Source organism: Streptomyces sp. NPDC002602, assembly GCF_042889445.1.
GTDB lineage: Bacteria > Actinomycetota > Actinomycetes > Streptomycetales > Streptomycetaceae > Streptomyces.
Window position 1 is genome coordinate 24,034 of the sequence record NZ_JBIAQX010000016.1, and the last position, 17,250, is coordinate 41,283.

The window sequence follows — 17,250 nt, forward strand, 5'->3', positions numbered from 1 at the left end:
GCTCAAGGAGAGTCACAACCGTGACGGACATCGTCGACGAACTGAAGTGGCGCGGGCTGTTCTCGCTGTCCACCGATGAAGAAGCGCTGCGCAAGGCCTTCGCGGACGGTCCCGTCACGTTCTATTGCGGCTTCGACCCGACCGCGGCCTCGCTGCACGTGGGACACCTGGTGCAGGTGCTCACCGTACGTCGGCTCCAGCAGGCCGGGCACCGTCCGCTGGCTCTCGTCGGCGGAGCCACGGGCCAGATCGGCGACCCGCGCCCGACGGCCGAGCGCACCCTGAACGACCCGGACACGGTCGCGAACTGGGTGAGCCGGCTGCGTGCGCAGATCGAGCCGTTCCTGTCCTTCGAGGGCGAGAACGCCGCGGTCATGGTGAACAACCTGGACTGGACGGCCGGCCTGTCCGCGATCGAGTTCCTGCGGGACATCGGCAAGCACTTCCGCGTCAACAAGATGCTGACGAAGGACTCGGTGGCCCGCCGACTGGAGTCCGACCAGGGCATCAGTTACACGGAGTTCAGCTACCAGTTGCTCCAGGGCATGGACTTCCTGGAGCTGTACCGCCGTTACGGCTGCACGCTCCAGCAGGGCGGCTCGGACCAGTGGGGCAACCTGACGGCCGGTCTCGACCTCATCCACCGCCTGGAGCCGGACGCGCACGTCCACGCCATGGCGACCCCGCTGATGGTCAAGGCGGACGGCACCAAGTTCGGCAAGTCCGAGAGCGGCGCCGTCTGGCTCGACCCGGAGATGACCACGCCGTACGCGTTCTACCAGTTCTGGCTGAACGTGGACGACCGGGACATCTCGACCTACATGCGCATCCTGTCCTTCCGGTCCCGCGAGGAGCTGGAGGAGCTGGAGGCGCAGACCGCCGAGCGGCCGCAGGCGCGGGCCGCGCAGCGGGCCCTCGCGGAGGAGCTGACCACGCTGGTGCACGGCGCCGACCAGTGCGCGGCCGTGATCGCCGCGTCGAAGGCGCTGTTCGGTCAGGGTGAGCTGACGGAGCTGGACGAGGCCACGCTGGCCGCGGCCCTGTCGGAGCTGCCGCGGGCGCAGGTCGCCGAGGCGGGGCTGGTCGTGGACCTCCTCGCCGAGACGGGCCTGGTCGCCAGCAAGTCGGCCGCGCGCCGGACCGTGAAGGAGGGCGGCGCCTACGTGAACAACGTGAAGGTCACCGCCGAGGACGCGGTCCCCGCCGCGGCCGACCTCCTGCACGGGCGTTGGCTGGTGCTGCGCCGCGGCAAGAAGAACCTGGCCGCGGTCGAGGTCACGGGCTGAGCCGTTCGCTCGGGGTGACCCGGTGACGGCATGACGAAGGGGCCGGTCCGGACGCGTGGTCCGGGCCGGCCCCGACGCCCCGACCCGGTGGACCGGGTCGGCGTGGTTCAGGTCGTCTGCCGCTTGTTGCCCCGGATGGCCAGGTAGAGCATGTCGCCCAGGCCGACGATCAGGACCGCTCCGGCGAGTTGCAGCAGGTGGCGGATCCAGTCGATGCCCTTGGTGTCCTCGACGCCGATCCACCGGGAGACGGCGTTGCCGAGGAGCGCTCCGAGGATGCCGAAGATGGTGGTCAGCCAGAGTGGCTGGTGCTGCTTGCCCGGCAGGATGGCCCGGGCAATCAGGCCCAGCACAAAACCGACGATGATCGCCCAAACCCATTCCATGTCGAACCTCCTCCTGGCGCGTCGTGCGCATGTGGGCCCAGTCTCGACCCGACCGGCACACTACGCATTTCGGACAACGCCATCCGGGGGCACTCAAGCGGACGGTCAAGGCGCACCCACTCTCCTCCCCGACGGAGGAGCGGCGTACGGTGGAAGCCTCCGGGCCCGGGCGTGTCCGGTGGGTGGATCGGATGGTGGAGACGTGCAGCGGACGAAGCGGAACGAGGCCGAGGTCTTCCGGATCACCGGCGCGCGGATGGGTCTCGCCGAGGACGTGCGGGGCCGGCAGCGCAGGTACGTCATCTCGATGGCGATCAGGACCCTGTCGGTCATCGCGACGGTGGTCCTGTGGAACGTGGAGCGTCACGTGGCGATCGTGACGCTCGTCGCGGGCGCACTGCTGCCGTACGTCGCGGTGGTCATCGCGAACGCCGGCCGCGAGTCGACTCCCTCCCTCCCCTCACACTTCATGCCGGCTCCCGTGCTCCCCGCACTGGAGCCCGGAAACCTCAAGAAAACCTCAGATCAATCATGAAGTTCCAGTGCACCACATCGGGTCTTGCGTGACATACTGCCTACGCGCTCCGCATCCCCCGTCGGAGCGACGGACCGACGCCGGGCAGCTCCCCCCGTGGCTGCTCGGCGTCGCCCTTCCGTTTGTAGGGTTGAGGCGTGAACTCCCCTGATACGGACACCAACACACCCGCCGCCGCTCCCACCTGCTCCGCCAAGGGCTGCCGTGACGCGGCGGTCTGGGTCCTGGCGTGGAACAACCCGACCCTCCACACGCCCGAGCGGCTGAAGACCTGGCTGGCCTGCGAGGAACACCGCGAGCACCTCTCGCAGTTCCTGGGGGTCCGCGGTTTCCTCAAGGACGTCGTGAGGTTCGACGAGTGGGTACAGCCGGAAGGCTCGGAGCGGCGGTAGCCGGTCCGAGCCTTCGAGGGGCCGTGGTGAGGTCCTTCGTGCCGAGAGGGACGACTCAACCGCCGATGGCGGACATCGGGCGGTCGGGCTGGAGGAAGGTCGGGTCGTCGAGGCCGGACCCGGCCTTCTTGCCCCACATCGCGACCTTCCACAGGCGGGCGATCTCCTCGTCCGGGGCGCCCGAGCGCAGGGCGGCCCGCAGGTCGGACTCCTCGGTGGCGAACAGGCAGGTGCGGATCTGGCCGTCGGCCGTCAGTCGGGTGCGGTCGCAGGCACCGCAGAAGGGCCGGGTGACGGAGGCGATGACGCCGACGGTGGCCGGGCCGCCGTCGACGACCCAGCGTTCGGCCGGGGCGGAGCCGCGTTCGTCCGCGCCCTCCTCGGTGAGGGTGAAGCGGGTGCGCAGGGACTGGAGGATGTCGCCCGCGGTGATCATGCCGTCGCGCTTCCAGCCGTGCTGGGCGTCGAGCGGCATCTGCTCGATGAAGCGGAGCTCGTACTCGTTCTCCACGGCCCAGGCGAGAAGGTCGGGGGCCTCATCGTCGTTGAGTCCGGGCATCAGCACGGCGTTGACCTTGACGGGGGTCAGGCCGGCGGCGCGGGCGGCGGCCATGCCGTCGACGACGTCCTTGTGCCGGTCGCGGCGGGTGAGGGTCTTGAAGACCTCGGGCCGCAGCGTGTCCAGGGAAACGTTCACTCGGTCGAGGCCGGCGGCCTTGAGTGCCTGTGCGGTGCGCTTGAGGCCGATGCCGTTGGTGGTGAGGGACATCCTGGGGCGGGGCTCCAGGGTCGCGCACTGTTCGACGATCCCGACCAGGCCGGGGCGCAGCAACGGTTCCCCTCCGGTGAAACGCACCTCGGTGATGCCGAGCCGGGTCACCGCGATCCGAATCAGCCGGACGATCTCCTCGTCGCTGAGCAGGTCGGACTTGCCGAGCCACTGCAGGCCCTCCTCGGGCATGCAGTACGTACAGCGCAGGTTGCACCGGTCGGTCAGTGAGACGCGCAGGTCGGTGGCCACGCGGCCATAGGTGTCGAGAAGCACTGTGGGCCCCCTCCCCTGTCCGGTCGTAGAGGTCGCGCTGCGGTGAACGAGAGCGCAAGCGCCGTGCTTCGAGCCTACGCGACGGCTCTCCCGCGTAGGGATGCCCGAATGAACGAGACACGGCGCGGCCGCGTCGTAGGGAAGTACGACGCGGCCACGCTGAGTGTTCGGTGGATCTCAGACAGCGCCCGTTCCGGTCAGGGAGCGGACCTCCAGCTCGGCGAACTTGGCGGGGTCGGCCTTCTCCTTGGACAGGACGGTTCCCAGCCATCCCAGGAAGAAGCCGAGCGGGATGGAGATGAGCCCCGGGTTCTCCAGCGGGAACCAGTAGAAGTCGGCGTCCTTGAACATCGAGGTGGGCTTGCCGGAGACCACCGGGGAGAAGAGCACCAGGCCGACGGCCGAGATCAGGCCTCCGTAGATGGACCACAGCGCGCCCTGGGTGGTGAACCGCTTCCAGAAGAGGCTGTAGAGGATGGTCGGAAGGTTGGCGGAGGCGGCGACCGCGAAGGCGAGGGCGACCAGGCCGGCGACGTTCAGGTCGCGGGCGAGGGCGCCGAGGCCGATGGCGACGGCTCCGATGACCACGGTGGACCAGCGGGCCGCGCGGACCTCCTCCTTCTCGGTGGCCTTGCCCTTGCGGATGACGTTCACGTAGATGTCGTGCGCGAAGGACGAGGAGGAGGCCAGGGTCAGGCCCGCGACGACGGCGAGGATGGTGGCGAAGGCGACCGCCGAGATCACGGCGAGCAGGATCGCGCCGCCGGTGGAGTCGGCGCCGCCGCCGATCTCCTGGGCGAGCAGCGGGGCGGCGGTGTTGCCGGCCTTGTTGGAGGCCAGGATGTCGGCCCGCTTGAGCAGGGCCGCGGCGCCGAAACCGAGGGCGATGGTCATCAGGTAGAAGGCGCCGATGATGCCGATGGCCCAGTTCACGGACTTGCGGGCGGCCTGCGCCGTGGGGACGGTGTAGAAGCGGATCAGGATGTGCGGCAGGCCGGCGGTGCCCAGGACGAGGGCGAGGCCGAGGGAGATGAAGTCCAGCTTGGTCGTCGCGTCCTTGCCGTACTTGAGCCCCGGCTCAAGGAACTTGGCGCCCTGCCCGCTGTTCTCGGCGGCCTTGCCAAGCAGCTCCGAGACGTTGAAGTTGAACTCGATCAGCACCATGAGGGTGATCAGCAGGGCGCCCGCGATGAGCAGCACCGCCTTGACCATCTGGACCCAGGTGGTGCCCTTCATCCCGCCGATCGTGACGTAGACGATCATCAGTACGCCGACCAGCGCGACCACGGCCACCTTGCCGCCGTCGCTGGTGATGCCCAGGAGCAGGGAGACGAGGACGCCCGCGCCGGCCATCTGGGCGAGCAGGTAGAAGATCGAGACCACGATGGTGGAGGTGCCCGCCGCGGTGCGCACGGGCCGCTGGCGCATGCGGAAGGCCAGGACGTCGCCCATCGTGTAGCGGCCGGAGTTGCGCAGCGGTTCGGCGACGAGCAGCAGCGCCACGAGCCAGGCGACGAGGAAGCCGATGGAGTAGAGGAAGCCGTCGTAGCCGAAGAGGGCGATGGCCCCGGCGATGCCGAGGAAGGACGCGGCGGACATGTAGTCGCCGGAGATCGCGAGGCCGTTCTGGAAGCCGGTGAACTGGCGTCCGCCCGCGTAGAAGTCGGCGGCGTCCTTGGTCTGGCGGCCGGCCCAGACGGTGATGATCAGGGTGGCGACGACGAACAGCCCGAACAGGGTGATGATCAGCGGCCGGTGCTCGGTGGCTCCGGCGGCGAGGGCGGGGGCCGTCGCCGGGTCGAACGGCGTGGTCATTCCCCGGCCTCCATCCGCGCCTTGATGGCCGAGGCCTTGGGGTCGAGCTTGGTGGCGGCGTGCCGCGAGTACAGCCAGGCGATCAGGAAGGTGGTCGCGAACTGGCCCAGGCCGAGGACGAGGGCGACGTTGATGTTCCCGAAGAGCCTGGTCCCCATGAAGCCGCCCGCGTAGTTGGACAGCAGCACGTAGAGCAGGTACCAGGCGAGGAACGCCACGGTGAGCGGGAAGGCGAACGAGCGGTGGGAGCCGCGCAGTTCGGCGAACTCGGGGCTGTTCTGGACGCTCGTGAACTCTTCGGCGGTGGGGCCGGCCGGGTGGTGCGGCCCCGCGCCGCCGGGCGGTGGTGGTGGGGCTGCTGCTTCGAGGGTCACGGGGGCTCTCCTTGTGACGCGGGTGCAGGGGGGACGACGGACGAGACAACATCCGTGCGAGGGGGATGGTGACGCTGATCCCCCCTGTCAACGGCACGGACGGCGTGTCGAGACGGTTCAACCCCAGTTGATTCATTGGAAACTGATTCCTCGAACTGATGGCGCAAGACCGAACGACAGCACTAGGTTCCTGTGTCATGAACCCGTCGGGCGCAACCGTGCCCGCACGGCCTTTTCAGGATGATGTGGAGAACCCATGGCTCACCTGGGAACCGGTCACCGGCGGCGCGCACTCGCCGTTCCGGTCGGACTGGCACTCACCGCCTCGCTCGCCCTCCTCCCCTCCGTCGCGGCCTCCGCCGCCCCGCTGGGCAACACGGCGGACGCGGTGGCGACGGCCAAGCCCGGCACCTCCGGCCCCAAGCTGTCGTACGTGGCGAACCTGACCGCGTACGGGACGGTGAAGCAGGCGAAGAAGGCCATCGAGAAGGCCGGCGGAACGGTGGTGACCTCGCACGAGCAGATCGGGGTCGTCGTCGCGCACTCCCAGAACCCCGACTTCGCCAAGCAACTGCGCGCCCAGCGCAGCCTGTTCGTGTCGGTCGGCGCCACCCGGACGGCCCCGCTGTCCCCGGTGCAGACCACCGAGGAGGGCGCCACCCAGCGGCTGAGCGCGGCGGACGCCGCGAAGGCGGCGGCGAAGGCCACGGCGGGCCAGGAGCCCCTGGAATCGAACCAGTGGGACCTGCGGGCGATCAAGGCCGACGAGGCCCACAAGATCAACGACGGCAGCCGCAACGTGACGGTCGGCGTCATCGACACGGGTGTGGACGACACCCACCCGGACCTCGCCCCCAACTTCTCCAAGGGCCAGTCCGCGAACTGCGTGGGCGGTGTCCCCGACACCACCGAGGGCGCCTGGCGCCCGTACGCCGACGGCAGCGACCACGGCACCCACGTCGCGGGCACCATCGCCGCCGCGCGCAACGACATCGGCATCAGCGGTGTCGCGCCCGGTGTGAAGGTCGCCGCCATCAAGGTCAGCGAGCCCGGGACCAGCCTCTTCTACACCGAGGCCGTCGTCTGCGGCTTCATGTTCGCCGCCGAGAAGGGGATCGAGGTGACCAACAACAGCTACTACGTCGACCCGTGGAACTACACCTGCAAGTCGGACGACGACCAGAAGGCGCTGGTGGAGGCCATCGCGCGGGCGACGAAGTACGCGGAGCGCAAGGGTGTCCTGAGCGTGGCCTCGGCCGGCAACTCCGACCACGACCTGGCCGGTCCCTCGATCGAGGACACCACCAGCCCGAACGACACCACCGCCGTGCCGCGCACCATCGACCCGAAGGTCTGCCTCGACCTTCCCACCCAGCTCCCCGGCGTGGTCACCGTGACCGCCACCGGCGACCAGGGCCTGCGGTCGTACTACTCCAGCTACGGGCTGGGCGTCGCGGACGTCGCGGGCCCCGGTGGCGACAAGTGGCAGGTGCCGGCCACGCCGGACGCCAACGGCCGGATCCTGTCCACCCTTCCGGGCGGCGGCTACGGCTACAAGCAGGGCACCTCCATGGCCGCCCCGCACGTCGCGGGCGTCGTGGCGCTGCTGAAGAGCAAGCACCCCTCCGCCACGCCGTCGCAGCTCCAGGCGCTGCTGAAGGCCCAGGCCACGAAGCAGGCCTGCCCGGACAAGATCTACGACGGCACCGGCGCGCTGATCGACGCCACCACCTGCAAGAGCAAGTGGGGCCAGACCGGCTACTACGGCTCCGGCGTGGTGAACGCGCTCCGCGCCGTGAAGTAGGCGTGGCGCGTAGGCGTGGCCCACGCGTGAGGTGACGCGTGGGGCGGGCCGGACACGTGAAGGGGCCGGTCGGGGTACTCCCCGACCGGCCCTTTGTGTTCCGTACCGCCGGGTGATGCCTACGGCTTGATGAGCACCTTGAGCGCGCTGCGGTCGTCCATCGCGCGGTAGCCGTCCGGGACCTCGTCCAGGGAGATCGCCCGGTCGAAGACCGGGGACGGGTCGATGGCCCCGCTGAGCACGTCCGCGAGCAGCTCCGGGATGTACGCGCGCACCGGTGCGACGCCCCCGCGCAGGGTCAGGTTGCGGTCGAACATCACACCGAGGTCCAGGCCGGTGCCGCTGCCGTGCGGGACGCCCACGTAGCCGATGGATCCGCCGTCGCGGGTGATGTTGACGGCCGTGCGCATGGACTGCTCGGTGCCGACGGCCTCGATGACCGCGTGCGCGCCCTCGCCGGCGGTCAGTTCGCGGACGGCCGCCTCGGCGGCCTCGCCGCGTTCGGCGACGATGTCGGTGGCGCCGAAGAGCGTGGCGATGTCCGTACGGGCGGTGTGGCGGCCCAGCGCGATGATCCGGTCGGCGCCGAGGCGCTTCGCGGCGAGGACGCCGCACAGGCCGACCGCGCCGTCGCCGACGACGGCGACCGTGGAGCCCTTGCGGACGCCGGCGCCGAGCGCCGCGTGGTGGCCGGTGCCCATGACGTCGGACAGCGCCAGCAGGGCGGTCAGCAGGTGGTCGTCGGAGGCCGCGTCGGCGGGCAGCTTGACCAGGGTGCCGTCGGCGTGCGGAACGCGGACGGCCTCGCCCTGGCCGCCGTCGTGACCGACCGAGCCCCAGAAGCCGCCGTCCACGCACGAGGTGTGGAGACCTTCGACGCAGTGCCGGCAGGTGCCGTCGGACCACATGAAGGGGGCGACGACGAGGTCGCCGGCGCGCAGGTCGGTGACGGCGGAGCCGGTCTCCTCGACGATGCCGAGGAACTCGTGGCCGATCCGCTGACCGGGCTCGCGCGCGGCCTCGCCGCGGTAGGCCCAGAGGTCGCTGCCGCAGATGCAGGCGCGCAGTACGCGGACGACGGCGTCCTCGGGGCGCCGGATCGCGGCGTCGGGCACCTCCTCCACGCGGATGTCGTGCGGGGCGTGGATGACGGTGGCGCGCATGGTGGGGCAGTCCTCCGGATCGGGGGTGTGGGCAGGGCTCGCCTTGTGGGCTCCCCTACCGTACGCCTGCCTCCCGGGGGCGCACGCCGGTGGCCAGCAGGTACTGGGCCGCCAGGTAGGTGGCCATGATCCAGAAGTCGGGCCGGGGCAACTGGGGCCACTCGGCGACCCCGGTCGCGATGAGGGTGTCGGACAGCAGGAACAGCGCGCCGCCGATCCCGGCGCGCACCCCGAGGGCACTGGAGCGGTAGGCCATGGCGGTGAGCAGCAGGCTGTATCCGGCGACGGGGACGCGCAGGTCGGTCGGCAGGTCGCTCCAGAGCAGCGCGACGGTGGCGACGAGGGCGAGGGCGTACGCGCCGCCCAGGAGCGGATTGGTCGCACGCCGGCCGAAGAGCACGAGGTAGCAGACGTGCCCGAGGGCGAAGGAGCCCATGCCGACCAGGAACGCGGCATCGGCGTCGAAGAGCAGCGCCAGGTCCCCGCCCCAGCCGAACAGCAGCGCGGCGACCAGCAGCCGGGGAGCCCCGAGCGCGATCACGTGGGCGACGAGCAGCGGCATCAGCAGCGGTTTGGCGATGACGTGCCCGAGGTGCCAGTCGGCGAGGAGCGAGCCGAGGTCGACGGCCGCGGCCACGACGAACCCGGCGAGGGCGATCCGGCCGGCGAGGGCCCGTCGTCCGCCGTCGGGGGCGGTGACCCGCGCCCAGGACGGCGTGCGGGACTCGGTGGCGCTCACGCGGCGTGCTCGGAGGCGGGGGCCTTCGACGAGGCGGACGAGGCGGACGATGGCTGCGGGGGCTGCGGGGCCGATGCCGGATCGCCGCCCGGGGCGGGAAGGGGGGCGGCGGCCGGGGTGCCCGGGGCGGCGGCTGCCGGGGCGGGCTGCCAGCCGGGGCCGCGGAAGACCCGGCCGGCGCGCTCGCTCCAACTTCCGGCGGCGCGTACGTCGCGGGCGATGGCGGCGTATTCGTGGGTGGCCACGCGCAGCGGGTTGTGGGTGGCGATGTTCTTGGTGAGCCCGTAGACGGGCCGGTCGGTCTCCCCGACCCAGGACCCGAACATGCGGTCCCAGATGATCAGGATGCCGCCGAAGTTGCGGTCCAGGTAGCCGCCCTGCGAGGCGTGGTGGACGCGGTGGTGGGAGGGGGTGTTGAAGACGTACTCGTAGGGCCGCGGCAGCTTCCCGATGCGCTCGGTGTGGACCCAGAACTGGTAGAGCAGGTTGATTCCGTAGCAGAACGGGATCGCCGCCGGGTGGACGCCGAGCGCCACCATGGGCAGGTAGAACCACCAGGTGGTGGCGCTGGTCCAGGGCTGGCGCAGGGCGGTGGTGAGGTTGAACCGCTTGCTGCTGTGGTGGACCACGTGGCAGGCCCACAGGATGCGGATCACGTGGTGGAGGCGGTGCTGCCAGTAGTACAGGAAGTCCTGGACGAGGAGCATCAGCAGGGCGGTCCACCACAGGAACGGCACGCGCAGCGGGGTGAGTTCGTAGACGGCGGTGAAGACCGCGACGACCGGGATCTTCCAGAGCAGGTCGAAGCCGATGCTGCCCAGCCCCATGGTGATGCTCGTGGCGGCGTCCTTGGTGTCGTAGCCGGCGGCATCCTCGTCGGGATGGAGCCGGTAACTGACCACCTCGATGACGGTGAGCAGCACGAAGGCTGGTATGGACCACAGCACGACATCGGGCAGGTTCGGCATGTCCGCACCATAGAGCGGGGCTCGGGGCTGCCGCTAGAGGTTGTTACCGATCGGTATCCATCGGGGTTACCGACGGTTCGAGCGATGATGGCGGGGTCAAGGGGAAGGCGAGGGCATGACAGGTTTCGAGACGGTTCTCTTACGGGTCGCGGGCACGGCGGCGACCACCCTGCTGAAGTCCCTCCTCGCCCGGGCCCCGGGAGCGGGCCTGACCGCCGACCCGGCCCGTCCCGCGGGCCGGCTGCGTCGACCGACGGAACTGGGCGACCCCGAGATCCGCCGGCTGACCCGCACCCTGGCCTCCCGCCTGGGCGAGGAGACGGACCGGCTGCCGGACCACGAGCGGTCGGCCGTGGTGGACTCGGTGGCCGACACCTTCGCCGCGGTGGGCCGGTTGGACGCGGACGCCCTCTTCGCCGCGGACCTGCGACCGGCGGCCCTGGCGGCGGCGATCCCGCCGCCGCGCGCGGCGGGCCTGAGCGAGGCCGCCGAGTCCGCCCACCGGCGGCTCGTCGAACTGTGCTGCACGCACGTGGTGGAGTACGCGACCACCCTGCCGGGCTTCTCGGCCCGGGCGGACGTCGAACTGGTCCGCAGGATGGCCGAGTTGGCCCGGGCGGTGGACCGGCTCTCGCACACCGGCGACGGCGCGGCGCTCGCCTTCGAGGAGAGGTACGGCCGGTACATCGCCGAGGCGCACGGGCGGCTCCAGTTGTTCGGCCTCACCTTCAGCCAGGCCCGCCGGGAGTGGCCGCTGGACCGGGCGTACATCAGCCTGGCGGTCAGCGGCGAGCGGCTCCTGGAGGAGCCGGGCCGGGCCACCCCGATGAGCACCGAACTGGCCCTCGGCGCCTCCGAGCGGGTCCTGCTGCGCGGTCCGGCGGGCTCGGGCAAGAGCACGCTCGTGCAGTGGCTGGCCCTGAACTCCGCCCGCCGCACCTTCGGTCCCGGCCTGCGGGACTGGAACCTCCTGGTCCCCTTCGTCCTGCCGCTGCGGTCCTTCAACTCCCCCGCCGGGCTGCCGATGCCGCAGGACTGGCTGAGCGCGACCGGGGTGCCGCTGCGGGCACCGGACGGCTGGGTGGAGTCCCTGCTCTCCGCCGGGCGGGCGCTGGTCCTGGTCGACGGGGTGGACGAGGTCCCGCCCCGGCTGCGCGACCGGACGGAGACCTGGCTCCGGGCCCTGCTCATCGCCTATCCCACGGCCCGGTTCGTGATCACCACCCGCCCCTCGGCCGTCCCGGAGGACTGGCTGACCGGGCACGGTTTCTCCCCCCTGTCGCTGCTGCCCATGGAGCGGGACGGCGTCGGCGCGTTCATCACGCACTGGCACGACTCCGCCCGGGCGGAGGGCGTCTCCGGGCAGGAGCGGGAGCAGCTCGACACGTACGAGAAGGCGCTCATCCAGGCGGTGAGCACGCGCCGGGACCTCGGCCGGCTGGCCACGAACCCGCTGATGTGCGCCCTCCTGTGCGCCCTGAACCGGGACCGGCGGATGCACCTGCCGCGGGCCCGCAAGGAGCTGTACGACGCCGCGTTGGACATGCTCCTGGTCCGCCGGGACACCGAGCGCGACATAGCGGGGGTCGAGGGGGTCTACCTCAGCCGGGACGAGCAGACGGTGCTGCTCCAGCGGCTGGCGTACTGGCTCATCCGCAACGGGCAGTTGGTCGCCTCCTTCGAGGAGGCGATCGAGATGGTCGGCGAGTGGCTCGACGCGATGCCGCAGGTCCGGGCGCAGGGCAGTGCGCGCAAGGTGTTCCGGCACCTGCTGATCCGCTCCGGCCTGCTGCGGGAGCCGGTGCCGGACTCCGTGCAGTTCGTGCACCGCGTCTTCCAGGACTACCTGGGGGCGAAGGCGGCCGTGGAGTCACGGGACTTCGGCGTGCTGGTGCGCAACGCGCACGAGGACACCTGGGACGACGTGATCCGGATGGCGGTCGGCCACGCCAGACCCGACGAACGGGCCCATCTGCTCCGGGAGTTGTTGCGGCGGGCCGACGAGAACGAACGGGACCGCAGTCGGCTGGTGCTGCTGGCGGCGGCCTGTCTGGAGCACGCCCCCGAGCTGGATCCGGAGGTCTGGCACGAGGTGGAGACCCGTACGGCGCACCTGCTGCCGCCGCGTTCGGCCGCGCAGGCCGAGGAACTGGCCAAGGCGGGGGAACTGGTCCTGGAGCTGCTGCCGGAGCCGGCCGACCTCACCGAGGACGAGGCCGCCGCGACGATCCGGACGGCCGCGCTGGTCGGCGGGGACCGGGCGCTCGAGGTCATCGCGGGGTTCCGGTCGGACGACCGGTACGAGGTGGTGCACGAGCTGTCGGACTCGTGGGGGCGCTTCCCCAACGAGGCGTACGCGGACGCGGTGCTGTCCGGGGCACCCGTCCGCGAGGGCCACCTGCATCTGCGCACGGCCGAGCAGTTGGCGACCTACGAGCGGTTGCGGCACATCCACCGGGTCCACCTGACCTGGGACGGCCCGATCCCGCCGGCGATCCGGGACCGGCGGGACCTGGAATGGCTGGTCATGCACCGCAATCCGGGGCTGACCGACCTGTCCCCGCTGGCGGGGCATCCGACGCTGCGGCACCTGGGGGTGTTGGACTGCCCGCAGGTGACCGGGGTCGAGGTGGTGACCGAGTTGGCGGCGGACAGTCTCGCCTTCGGTTACCTGCGGGACGGACTCTCGCTGGCCCCGCTGGCCGGGGCCGAGGGGTTGCGCTCCCTGGTCATCGGGTTCGAGCCGGAGCAGCGGCGGATCGGGGACGTACCGGCGGCGGCGACCCTGGCCGCGCTGCACATCTGGCAGGGCGCCCGCCGTATGACGCTGGACGGGATCGACCGGTGGCCCGGGGTGCGGACGCTGACGATCGCCGGGAGCGGCCAGTACCGACAGTTGACGCGGGAGTTGCCGCTGCCGGACCTGGACGGGTTGCAGATCCGGCATGCCGCGCCGGTGGCGATCGAGGCGCTCCTGCCGTACGAGCGGCTGACCCGGCTGACCCTGATCAGGTGCGCGCTGGAGGGGACGTTGGAGCCGTTGCGCGCGTTTCGCGGGTTGCGGCGGCTGGTGCTGAGCGAATGCCTGGGCACGGTGGACCTGTCTCCGCTCGCGGATCTGGAGGGCCTGGTCGTCGAGGTGCACCGGGGCACGAACGTGAGCGGGGCGGAGCGGATCCCGCCGGAGTGGCTCGTCCGCAGGGACTGAGCCGCTCCGGCGGGACCGCCGGTTCACCGGATCGGACCGGTCCGAGGGGATCGGCGGTTCACCGGATCGGACCGGTCCGGCGGGATCGGCAGGTCCGACGGGATCGGCAGGATCGGCCGGATCTACCAGACCCGCACCGAGCCCCCTCGGGCGAAGGCCGGGCTGGTGGCGGCCGGGGGGATCTCCGTCAGCGGCTCGGCGATCTCCGAGACCAGCGGGCCGCACGTGGCCGCGACCGCGTCCAGCCGGGCGAGGTCGAAGCCGTAGACGCGGGCCGCGTTTCCGCCGACCATGGCGGCCACCTCCTCGCGGGGCAGGCCCGCGTAGGCGATGCGGAGGCCTTCGCGGGAGAACGGCGTGGTGCCCTCGTCGTGGGGGTAGTCGGAACCCCACATGATCTTGTCGAGGCCGATCCGGTGGCGCAGCGGGACCTCGTGGGGGCGCATGAAGCTGGCCCCCACGAAGCAGTTGTCCCGCCACACCTCGCTCGGCCCCTTGCCCATGGACCGGGCCAGACCCGCGCCGAACTTGGCCTCCGCGGTGGCCGAGGCGGAGACCAGACGCCCGTGGTAGTAGTCGAGCATCTCCATCACGCCGGGGATCCAGCCGGAGCCCTGTTCCGTCAGGACGAGCCTGAGGCCCGGGTGCCGGCGGAAGGCGCCGCCGAAGATCAGGTGCCACAGGGCGCGGTGGGAGAACCAGGTGGTCTCCACCATGAAGACCGCCCGGGCCGCCGGCTCGTCCCCCAGCGGGGGCGAGGCCGAGCCGCCGTGGTGGTTGACCGGGACCGCCAGCTCGTCGCACACCGCCCAGATGGGGTCGTAGGCGGCGGAGTACAGCTCGGGAACACCGCTGCCCGGGGGCGCGCCCGGCAGGAGGATCCCGCCGGTCAGGCCGGCGTCGCGGGTGCGACGGATCTCCTTCACCGCCTCGTCCACGTCGTTCAGCAGGATCTGGGTGACGCCGGCGCGCCGTCCCGGGGCGTCGTCGCAGAAGTCGGCCAGCCACCGGTTGTGGGCCCGCAGGCCCGCCCAGCGCAGGGTGAACTCCTCGCGGGTGGGCGCCGGGGCCATCAGGGAGGCGGTCGGGAAGAAGGGCGGGATCGTGTTCGGGAAGAGGACTTCCGCGACGATGCCGTCGGCTTCGAGTTCCGCCAGTCGGCGCCGGGAGTTCCAGTTCCGGTCGGCGGTGTCCGCGAGGAGGTCCTCGTACGGGTTCACGTACGAGGCCGCCCAGGCGTCGAACTCGTCGTGGTGGCGTTTCTCCAGGTACGGCTTGTAGTCCAGCAGGTCGGCGCCCGCGTGGCAGTCCGCCGAGACGACGGTGTAGCGGTCCTCGGCCGGCGCCGTCACGAGACCCCCAGCGTCGGGAAGTCGTGTCCGGTGAGCCAGTGTCGGCCCACCTCCCGCGAGCGGGCCCAGGAGGCGTGCACCGCCGCCTGGTCGGTGGACTGGCCGAGTTCCGCCGGGGTCGGCCCGATGCGGCGGGCGATCGGGGCGAGCCGCGCCGTGTCGAAGCCGAAGACTTCGGCGGCGGCCAGGCCCAGCATGCGGCGGGTCTCGTCGACGGGGATGTCGTGGAAGGTGTTCTTCAGCCAGGTGCGGGTGTGCGGCCAGGTCCCCTCGGGGTGCGGGAAGTCCGAGCCCCAGAGGATGTTGTCGACGCCGATCTCGTAACGCTGGGCGAGTTCGCGCCGCTTGGTGTTGGTGGCGCAGATGAACACCTGGCGGTCCAGGTACTCGCTCGGCGGGCGGGTCAGTTCGGCGAAGGGCGAGAGCTTCTTGCCGCCGTGCGCGCCGAGGTAGAGGCGGTCCATGAACCACAGTTGGTTGGGCAGCCACCAGCAGCCGGACTCGGCGATGCCGAACCTCAGGCCGGGGTGGCGTTCGAAGACCCCGGACCACAGGAGGAACCACAGGGGCCGCGAGGGCCACCAGGTGACCTCGGAGACGTAGATGCCGAGGTGGTCGCCGTACTCGTGGCGGGGCGCGGCCCCCGAGTGCGTGACGACGGGCATCGCGGTCTCGGCCGCCGCCGCCCACACCGGGTCGTACCGGCGGTCGTGGTAGGGCGCCTTGTCCACCCACATCGAGGGGATCATCAGCGCGCCGAGCCCGGACTCCTTGGCCCGGTGGATCTCCGCGACCACCTCGGCGGGTTCGCCCGTGATGGGCAGCAGGGCGACGCCGCAGTGTCGTTCGGGGTTCCGGGACACGAACTCGGCGAGCCAGCGGTTGTGCGCCCGCGCGCCCGCCATGCCCAGTGCGGGGTCCTGGTCGCCGGACAGGCCGAGGCCCACTCCGAACGGGGCGGCGGTTTGGCTGTCGACGGCGTCCGCGTCGGGGAAGACGACCTCGGCGGCCACTCCGTCGCCGTCGAGTTCCTTGAGGCGTCGGCCCACGTCCCAGCCGCCCTTGAGGCCCTCCTCGTGGTCGTGGAACCACTTCTCGGCGAAGGCCTCGTTGCGCACGCCGAGGCGGGTGGCCTCCTCGCGGCGCGCGTCGCGTTGACCGAGGAACTCGTCGAACTCGCGGTGGAAGGCGCTGTCGAGGTAGGGGCGGTACTGCTCGGTGGGCAGGCCCGCGTGGCAGTCGGAGGAGATGATCAGGTACGGGTCTTCGTACGGGGTGTCGCTCACGGCGGACGCTCCTCAGTCGAGGATGAAACTTTCCAGGTAGGCGGGGTTGGCGCGGTCGAGCATCGACCGTGACCGGGCGCGGATCTGCCGGTCGCTGTGCTCACTGGCCGGGAGCATCCAGAACCGGTCGGCGAGGATGCCCTCGACGACGTGCTCGGCGACCTCCTCGACCGGGGTGAACTCCACGTCGTGGCCGGCCTCGCGCATCGCCGTCTCGTACTGGTCGAGGCTGCGGTACGGGGACTTGCGCGGCCTCTGCTTCGCGTAGCGGTCGGGCCGGTTGCGGTGCGACTCCCACAGTCCGGTGCGCAGCATGTGCGGTCCGGGGAAGAGGACGGAGGCCCCGACCCGGGCGCCCTCCGCCTTGAGGTGGGCGTAGAGCGACTCGGTCATGGTGACCACGGCCGCCTTGGTGACGGCGTACACGGAGGCGGTGGGCAGTGGGGCGATGCCGCCGTCGCCGGAGGAGGTGTTGACGATGTGGCCGGGTGCGCCGCCGGCGAGCATGCGCGGGACGAAGGCCTGGATCCCGTGGAAGACGCCCCAGACGTTGACGGAGAAGGCCCACTTCCAGTCGTTGGGTTCGTGCTCCCACATGCGGCCCTCGGCGCCGGAGCCGACGCCCGCGTTGTTGCACAGGACGTGGACGGCGCCGAAGGCCTCGTAGGCGGCGTCGGCGAGGGAGAGCACGGAGTCCCGGTCGCTGACGTCGACGGGCCGGGCGAGAACCTCGGCGCCGTCGGCCGTCAGTTCGTCGGCGGCCTTGCGCAGGGCGCCCTCCTCCACGTCGGCGAGGACCACCTTCAGCCCCTCGGCGGCGAAGCGGCGGGCCATGGCGAGGCCGATGCCGCTCGCGGCGCCGGTGACGACGGCCACCTGTCCCGGTTCGAGTCGCAT

The 17,250-nt window shown here is 71.3% G+C and carries 15 protein-coding genes; 5 read left to right on the forward strand and 10 right to left on the reverse strand.

Going from position 1 to position 17,250, the window contains the following annotated elements; translation table 11 throughout:
- Positions 1-20 precede the first annotated feature (20 nt).
- Positions 21-1,286 (forward strand): tyrosine--tRNA ligase, encoded by a 1,266-nt coding sequence (gene tyrS, locus ACFYW3_RS30850; protein WP_351759928.1) that lies wholly within the window; start codon positions 21-23, stop codon positions 1,284-1,286.
- 107 nt (positions 1,287-1,393) lie between these two features.
- On the opposite strand, the gene ACFYW3_RS30855 is transcribed toward tyrS, so the two are convergent.
- Entirely contained in the window at positions 1,394-1,672 is a 279-nt protein-coding gene (locus tag ACFYW3_RS30855) for a GlsB/YeaQ/YmgE family stress response membrane protein (RefSeq protein ID WP_053678635.1), read from the reverse strand.
- A gap of 256 nt (positions 1,673-1,928) precedes the next feature.
- On the opposite strand from ACFYW3_RS30855, the gene ACFYW3_RS30860 reads away from it, so the two are divergent.
- Positions 1,929-2,207: a DUF3099 domain-containing protein gene (locus ACFYW3_RS30860; protein ID WP_351759986.1), complete on the forward strand. Its 279-nt coding sequence runs from the start codon at positions 1,929-1,931 to the stop codon at positions 2,205-2,207.
- A gap of 137 nt (positions 2,208-2,344) precedes the next feature.
- Complete coding sequence (locus ACFYW3_RS30865) at positions 2,345-2,599, forward strand: hypothetical protein (RefSeq protein ID WP_351759930.1); 255 nt, start codon at positions 2,345-2,347, stop codon at positions 2,597-2,599.
- A 55-nt stretch (positions 2,600-2,654) separates the two neighbouring features.
- Here ACFYW3_RS30865 and moaA read toward each other — a convergent pair whose 3' ends face one another.
- The 3 genes from moaA to ACFYW3_RS30880 all read right to left on the reverse strand — a co-directional run bounded on the left by moaA (position 2,655) and on the right by ACFYW3_RS30880 (position 5,833).
- Complete coding sequence (gene moaA, locus ACFYW3_RS30870; RefSeq protein ID WP_351759933.1) at positions 2,655-3,644, reverse strand: GTP 3',8-cyclase MoaA; 990 nt, start codon at positions 3,642-3,644, stop codon at positions 2,655-2,657.
- Positions 3,645-3,821: 177 nt separating this feature from the next.
- Complete coding sequence (locus ACFYW3_RS30875) at positions 3,822-5,459, reverse strand: cation acetate symporter (RefSeq protein WP_351376226.1); 1,638 nt, start codon at positions 5,457-5,459, stop codon at positions 3,822-3,824.
- Positions 5,456-5,833: a DUF485 domain-containing protein gene (locus tag ACFYW3_RS30880; RefSeq protein ID WP_351759935.1), complete on the reverse strand. Its 378-nt coding sequence runs from the start codon at positions 5,831-5,833 to the stop codon at positions 5,456-5,458. The genes ACFYW3_RS30875 and ACFYW3_RS30880 overlap by 4 nt, the downstream gene beginning before the upstream one ends.
- Positions 5,834-6,089: 256 nt before the next feature.
- Between ACFYW3_RS30880 and ACFYW3_RS30885 the strand changes: the two genes are divergently transcribed.
- Positions 6,090-7,637, forward strand: a complete 1,548-nt coding sequence (locus tag ACFYW3_RS30885; protein ID WP_389387983.1) for a S8 family serine peptidase — start codon at positions 6,090-6,092, stop codon at positions 7,635-7,637.
- Between the two features lie 119 nt (positions 7,638-7,756).
- Here ACFYW3_RS30885 and ACFYW3_RS30890 read toward each other — a convergent pair whose 3' ends face one another.
- The 3 genes from ACFYW3_RS30890 to ACFYW3_RS30900 are packed head-to-tail and all read right to left on the reverse strand — an operon-like array spanning position 7,757 to position 10,507.
- Positions 7,757-8,800: a zinc-dependent alcohol dehydrogenase family protein gene (locus tag ACFYW3_RS30890; protein WP_351759940.1), complete on the reverse strand. Its 1,044-nt coding sequence runs from the start codon at positions 8,798-8,800 to the stop codon at positions 7,757-7,759.
- A 55-nt stretch (positions 8,801-8,855) separates the two neighbouring features.
- Positions 8,856-9,539, reverse strand: coding sequence for a lysoplasmalogenase (locus ACFYW3_RS30895; RefSeq protein ID WP_389387984.1), 684 nt, complete (start codon positions 9,537-9,539; stop codon positions 8,856-8,858).
- Positions 9,536-10,507, reverse strand: a complete 972-nt coding sequence (locus ACFYW3_RS30900; RefSeq protein WP_389387985.1) for a sterol desaturase family protein — start codon at positions 10,505-10,507, stop codon at positions 9,536-9,538. Before ACFYW3_RS30900 ends, ACFYW3_RS30895 begins: the two co-directional genes overlap by 4 nt.
- Positions 10,508-10,622: 115 nt before the next feature.
- On the opposite strand from ACFYW3_RS30900, the gene ACFYW3_RS30905 reads away from it, so the two are divergent.
- Positions 10,623-13,715, forward strand: a complete 3,093-nt coding sequence (locus ACFYW3_RS30905) for an NACHT domain-containing protein (protein ID WP_351759945.1) — start codon at positions 10,623-10,625, stop codon at positions 13,713-13,715.
- Positions 13,716-13,837: 122 nt separating this feature from the next.
- Here ACFYW3_RS30905 and ACFYW3_RS30910 read toward each other — a convergent pair whose 3' ends face one another.
- Genes ACFYW3_RS30910 through ACFYW3_RS30920 form a run of 3 tightly spaced genes read right to left on the reverse strand, consistent with a single transcriptional unit; the run spans position 13,838 to position 17,250 of the window.
- Positions 13,838-15,067, reverse strand: coding sequence for an amidohydrolase family protein (locus ACFYW3_RS30910; RefSeq protein ID WP_351759948.1), 1,230 nt, complete (start codon positions 15,065-15,067; stop codon positions 13,838-13,840).
- Complete coding sequence (locus ACFYW3_RS30915; protein WP_351759950.1) at positions 15,064-16,353, reverse strand: amidohydrolase family protein; 1,290 nt, start codon at positions 16,351-16,353, stop codon at positions 15,064-15,066. The genes ACFYW3_RS30910 and ACFYW3_RS30915 overlap by 4 nt, the downstream gene beginning before the upstream one ends.
- A gap of 12 nt (positions 16,354-16,365) precedes the next feature.
- Positions 16,366-17,250 carry an SDR family NAD(P)-dependent oxidoreductase gene (locus tag ACFYW3_RS30920; protein WP_389387986.1) on the reverse strand — a complete coding sequence of 295 codons (885 nt, stop codon included), beginning with the start codon at positions 17,248-17,250 and terminating at the stop codon, positions 16,366-16,368.

Coding starts and splice junctions, on each gene's coding strand:
- ACFYW3_RS30855 (WP_053678635.1), bottom strand. CDS start 1,672: ATGGAATGGGTTTGGGCGATCATCGTCGGTTTTGTGCTGGGCCTGATT.
- ACFYW3_RS30860 (WP_351759986.1), top strand. CDS start 1,929: ATGGGTCTCGCCGAGGACGTGCGGGGCCGGCAGCGCAGGTACGTCATC.
- ACFYW3_RS30875 (WP_351376226.1), bottom strand. CDS start 5,459: ATGACCACGCCGTTCGACCCGGCGACGGCCCCCGCCCTCGCCGCCGGA.
- ACFYW3_RS30885 (WP_389387983.1), top strand. CDS start 6,090: ATGGCTCACCTGGGAACCGGTCACCGGCGGCGCGCACTCGCCGTTCCG.
- ACFYW3_RS30890 (WP_351759940.1), bottom strand. CDS start 8,800: ATGCGCGCCACCGTCATCCACGCCCCGCACGACATCCGCGTGGAGGAG.
- ACFYW3_RS30900 (WP_389387985.1), bottom strand. CDS start 10,507: ATGCCGAACCTGCCCGATGTCGTGCTGTGGTCCATACCAGCCTTCGTG.
- ACFYW3_RS30905 (WP_351759945.1), top strand. CDS start 10,623: ATGACAGGTTTCGAGACGGTTCTCTTACGGGTCGCGGGCACGGCGGCG.
- ACFYW3_RS30920 (WP_389387986.1), bottom strand. CDS start 17,250: ATGCGACTCGAACCGGGACAGGTGGCCGTCGTCACCGGCGCCGCGAGC.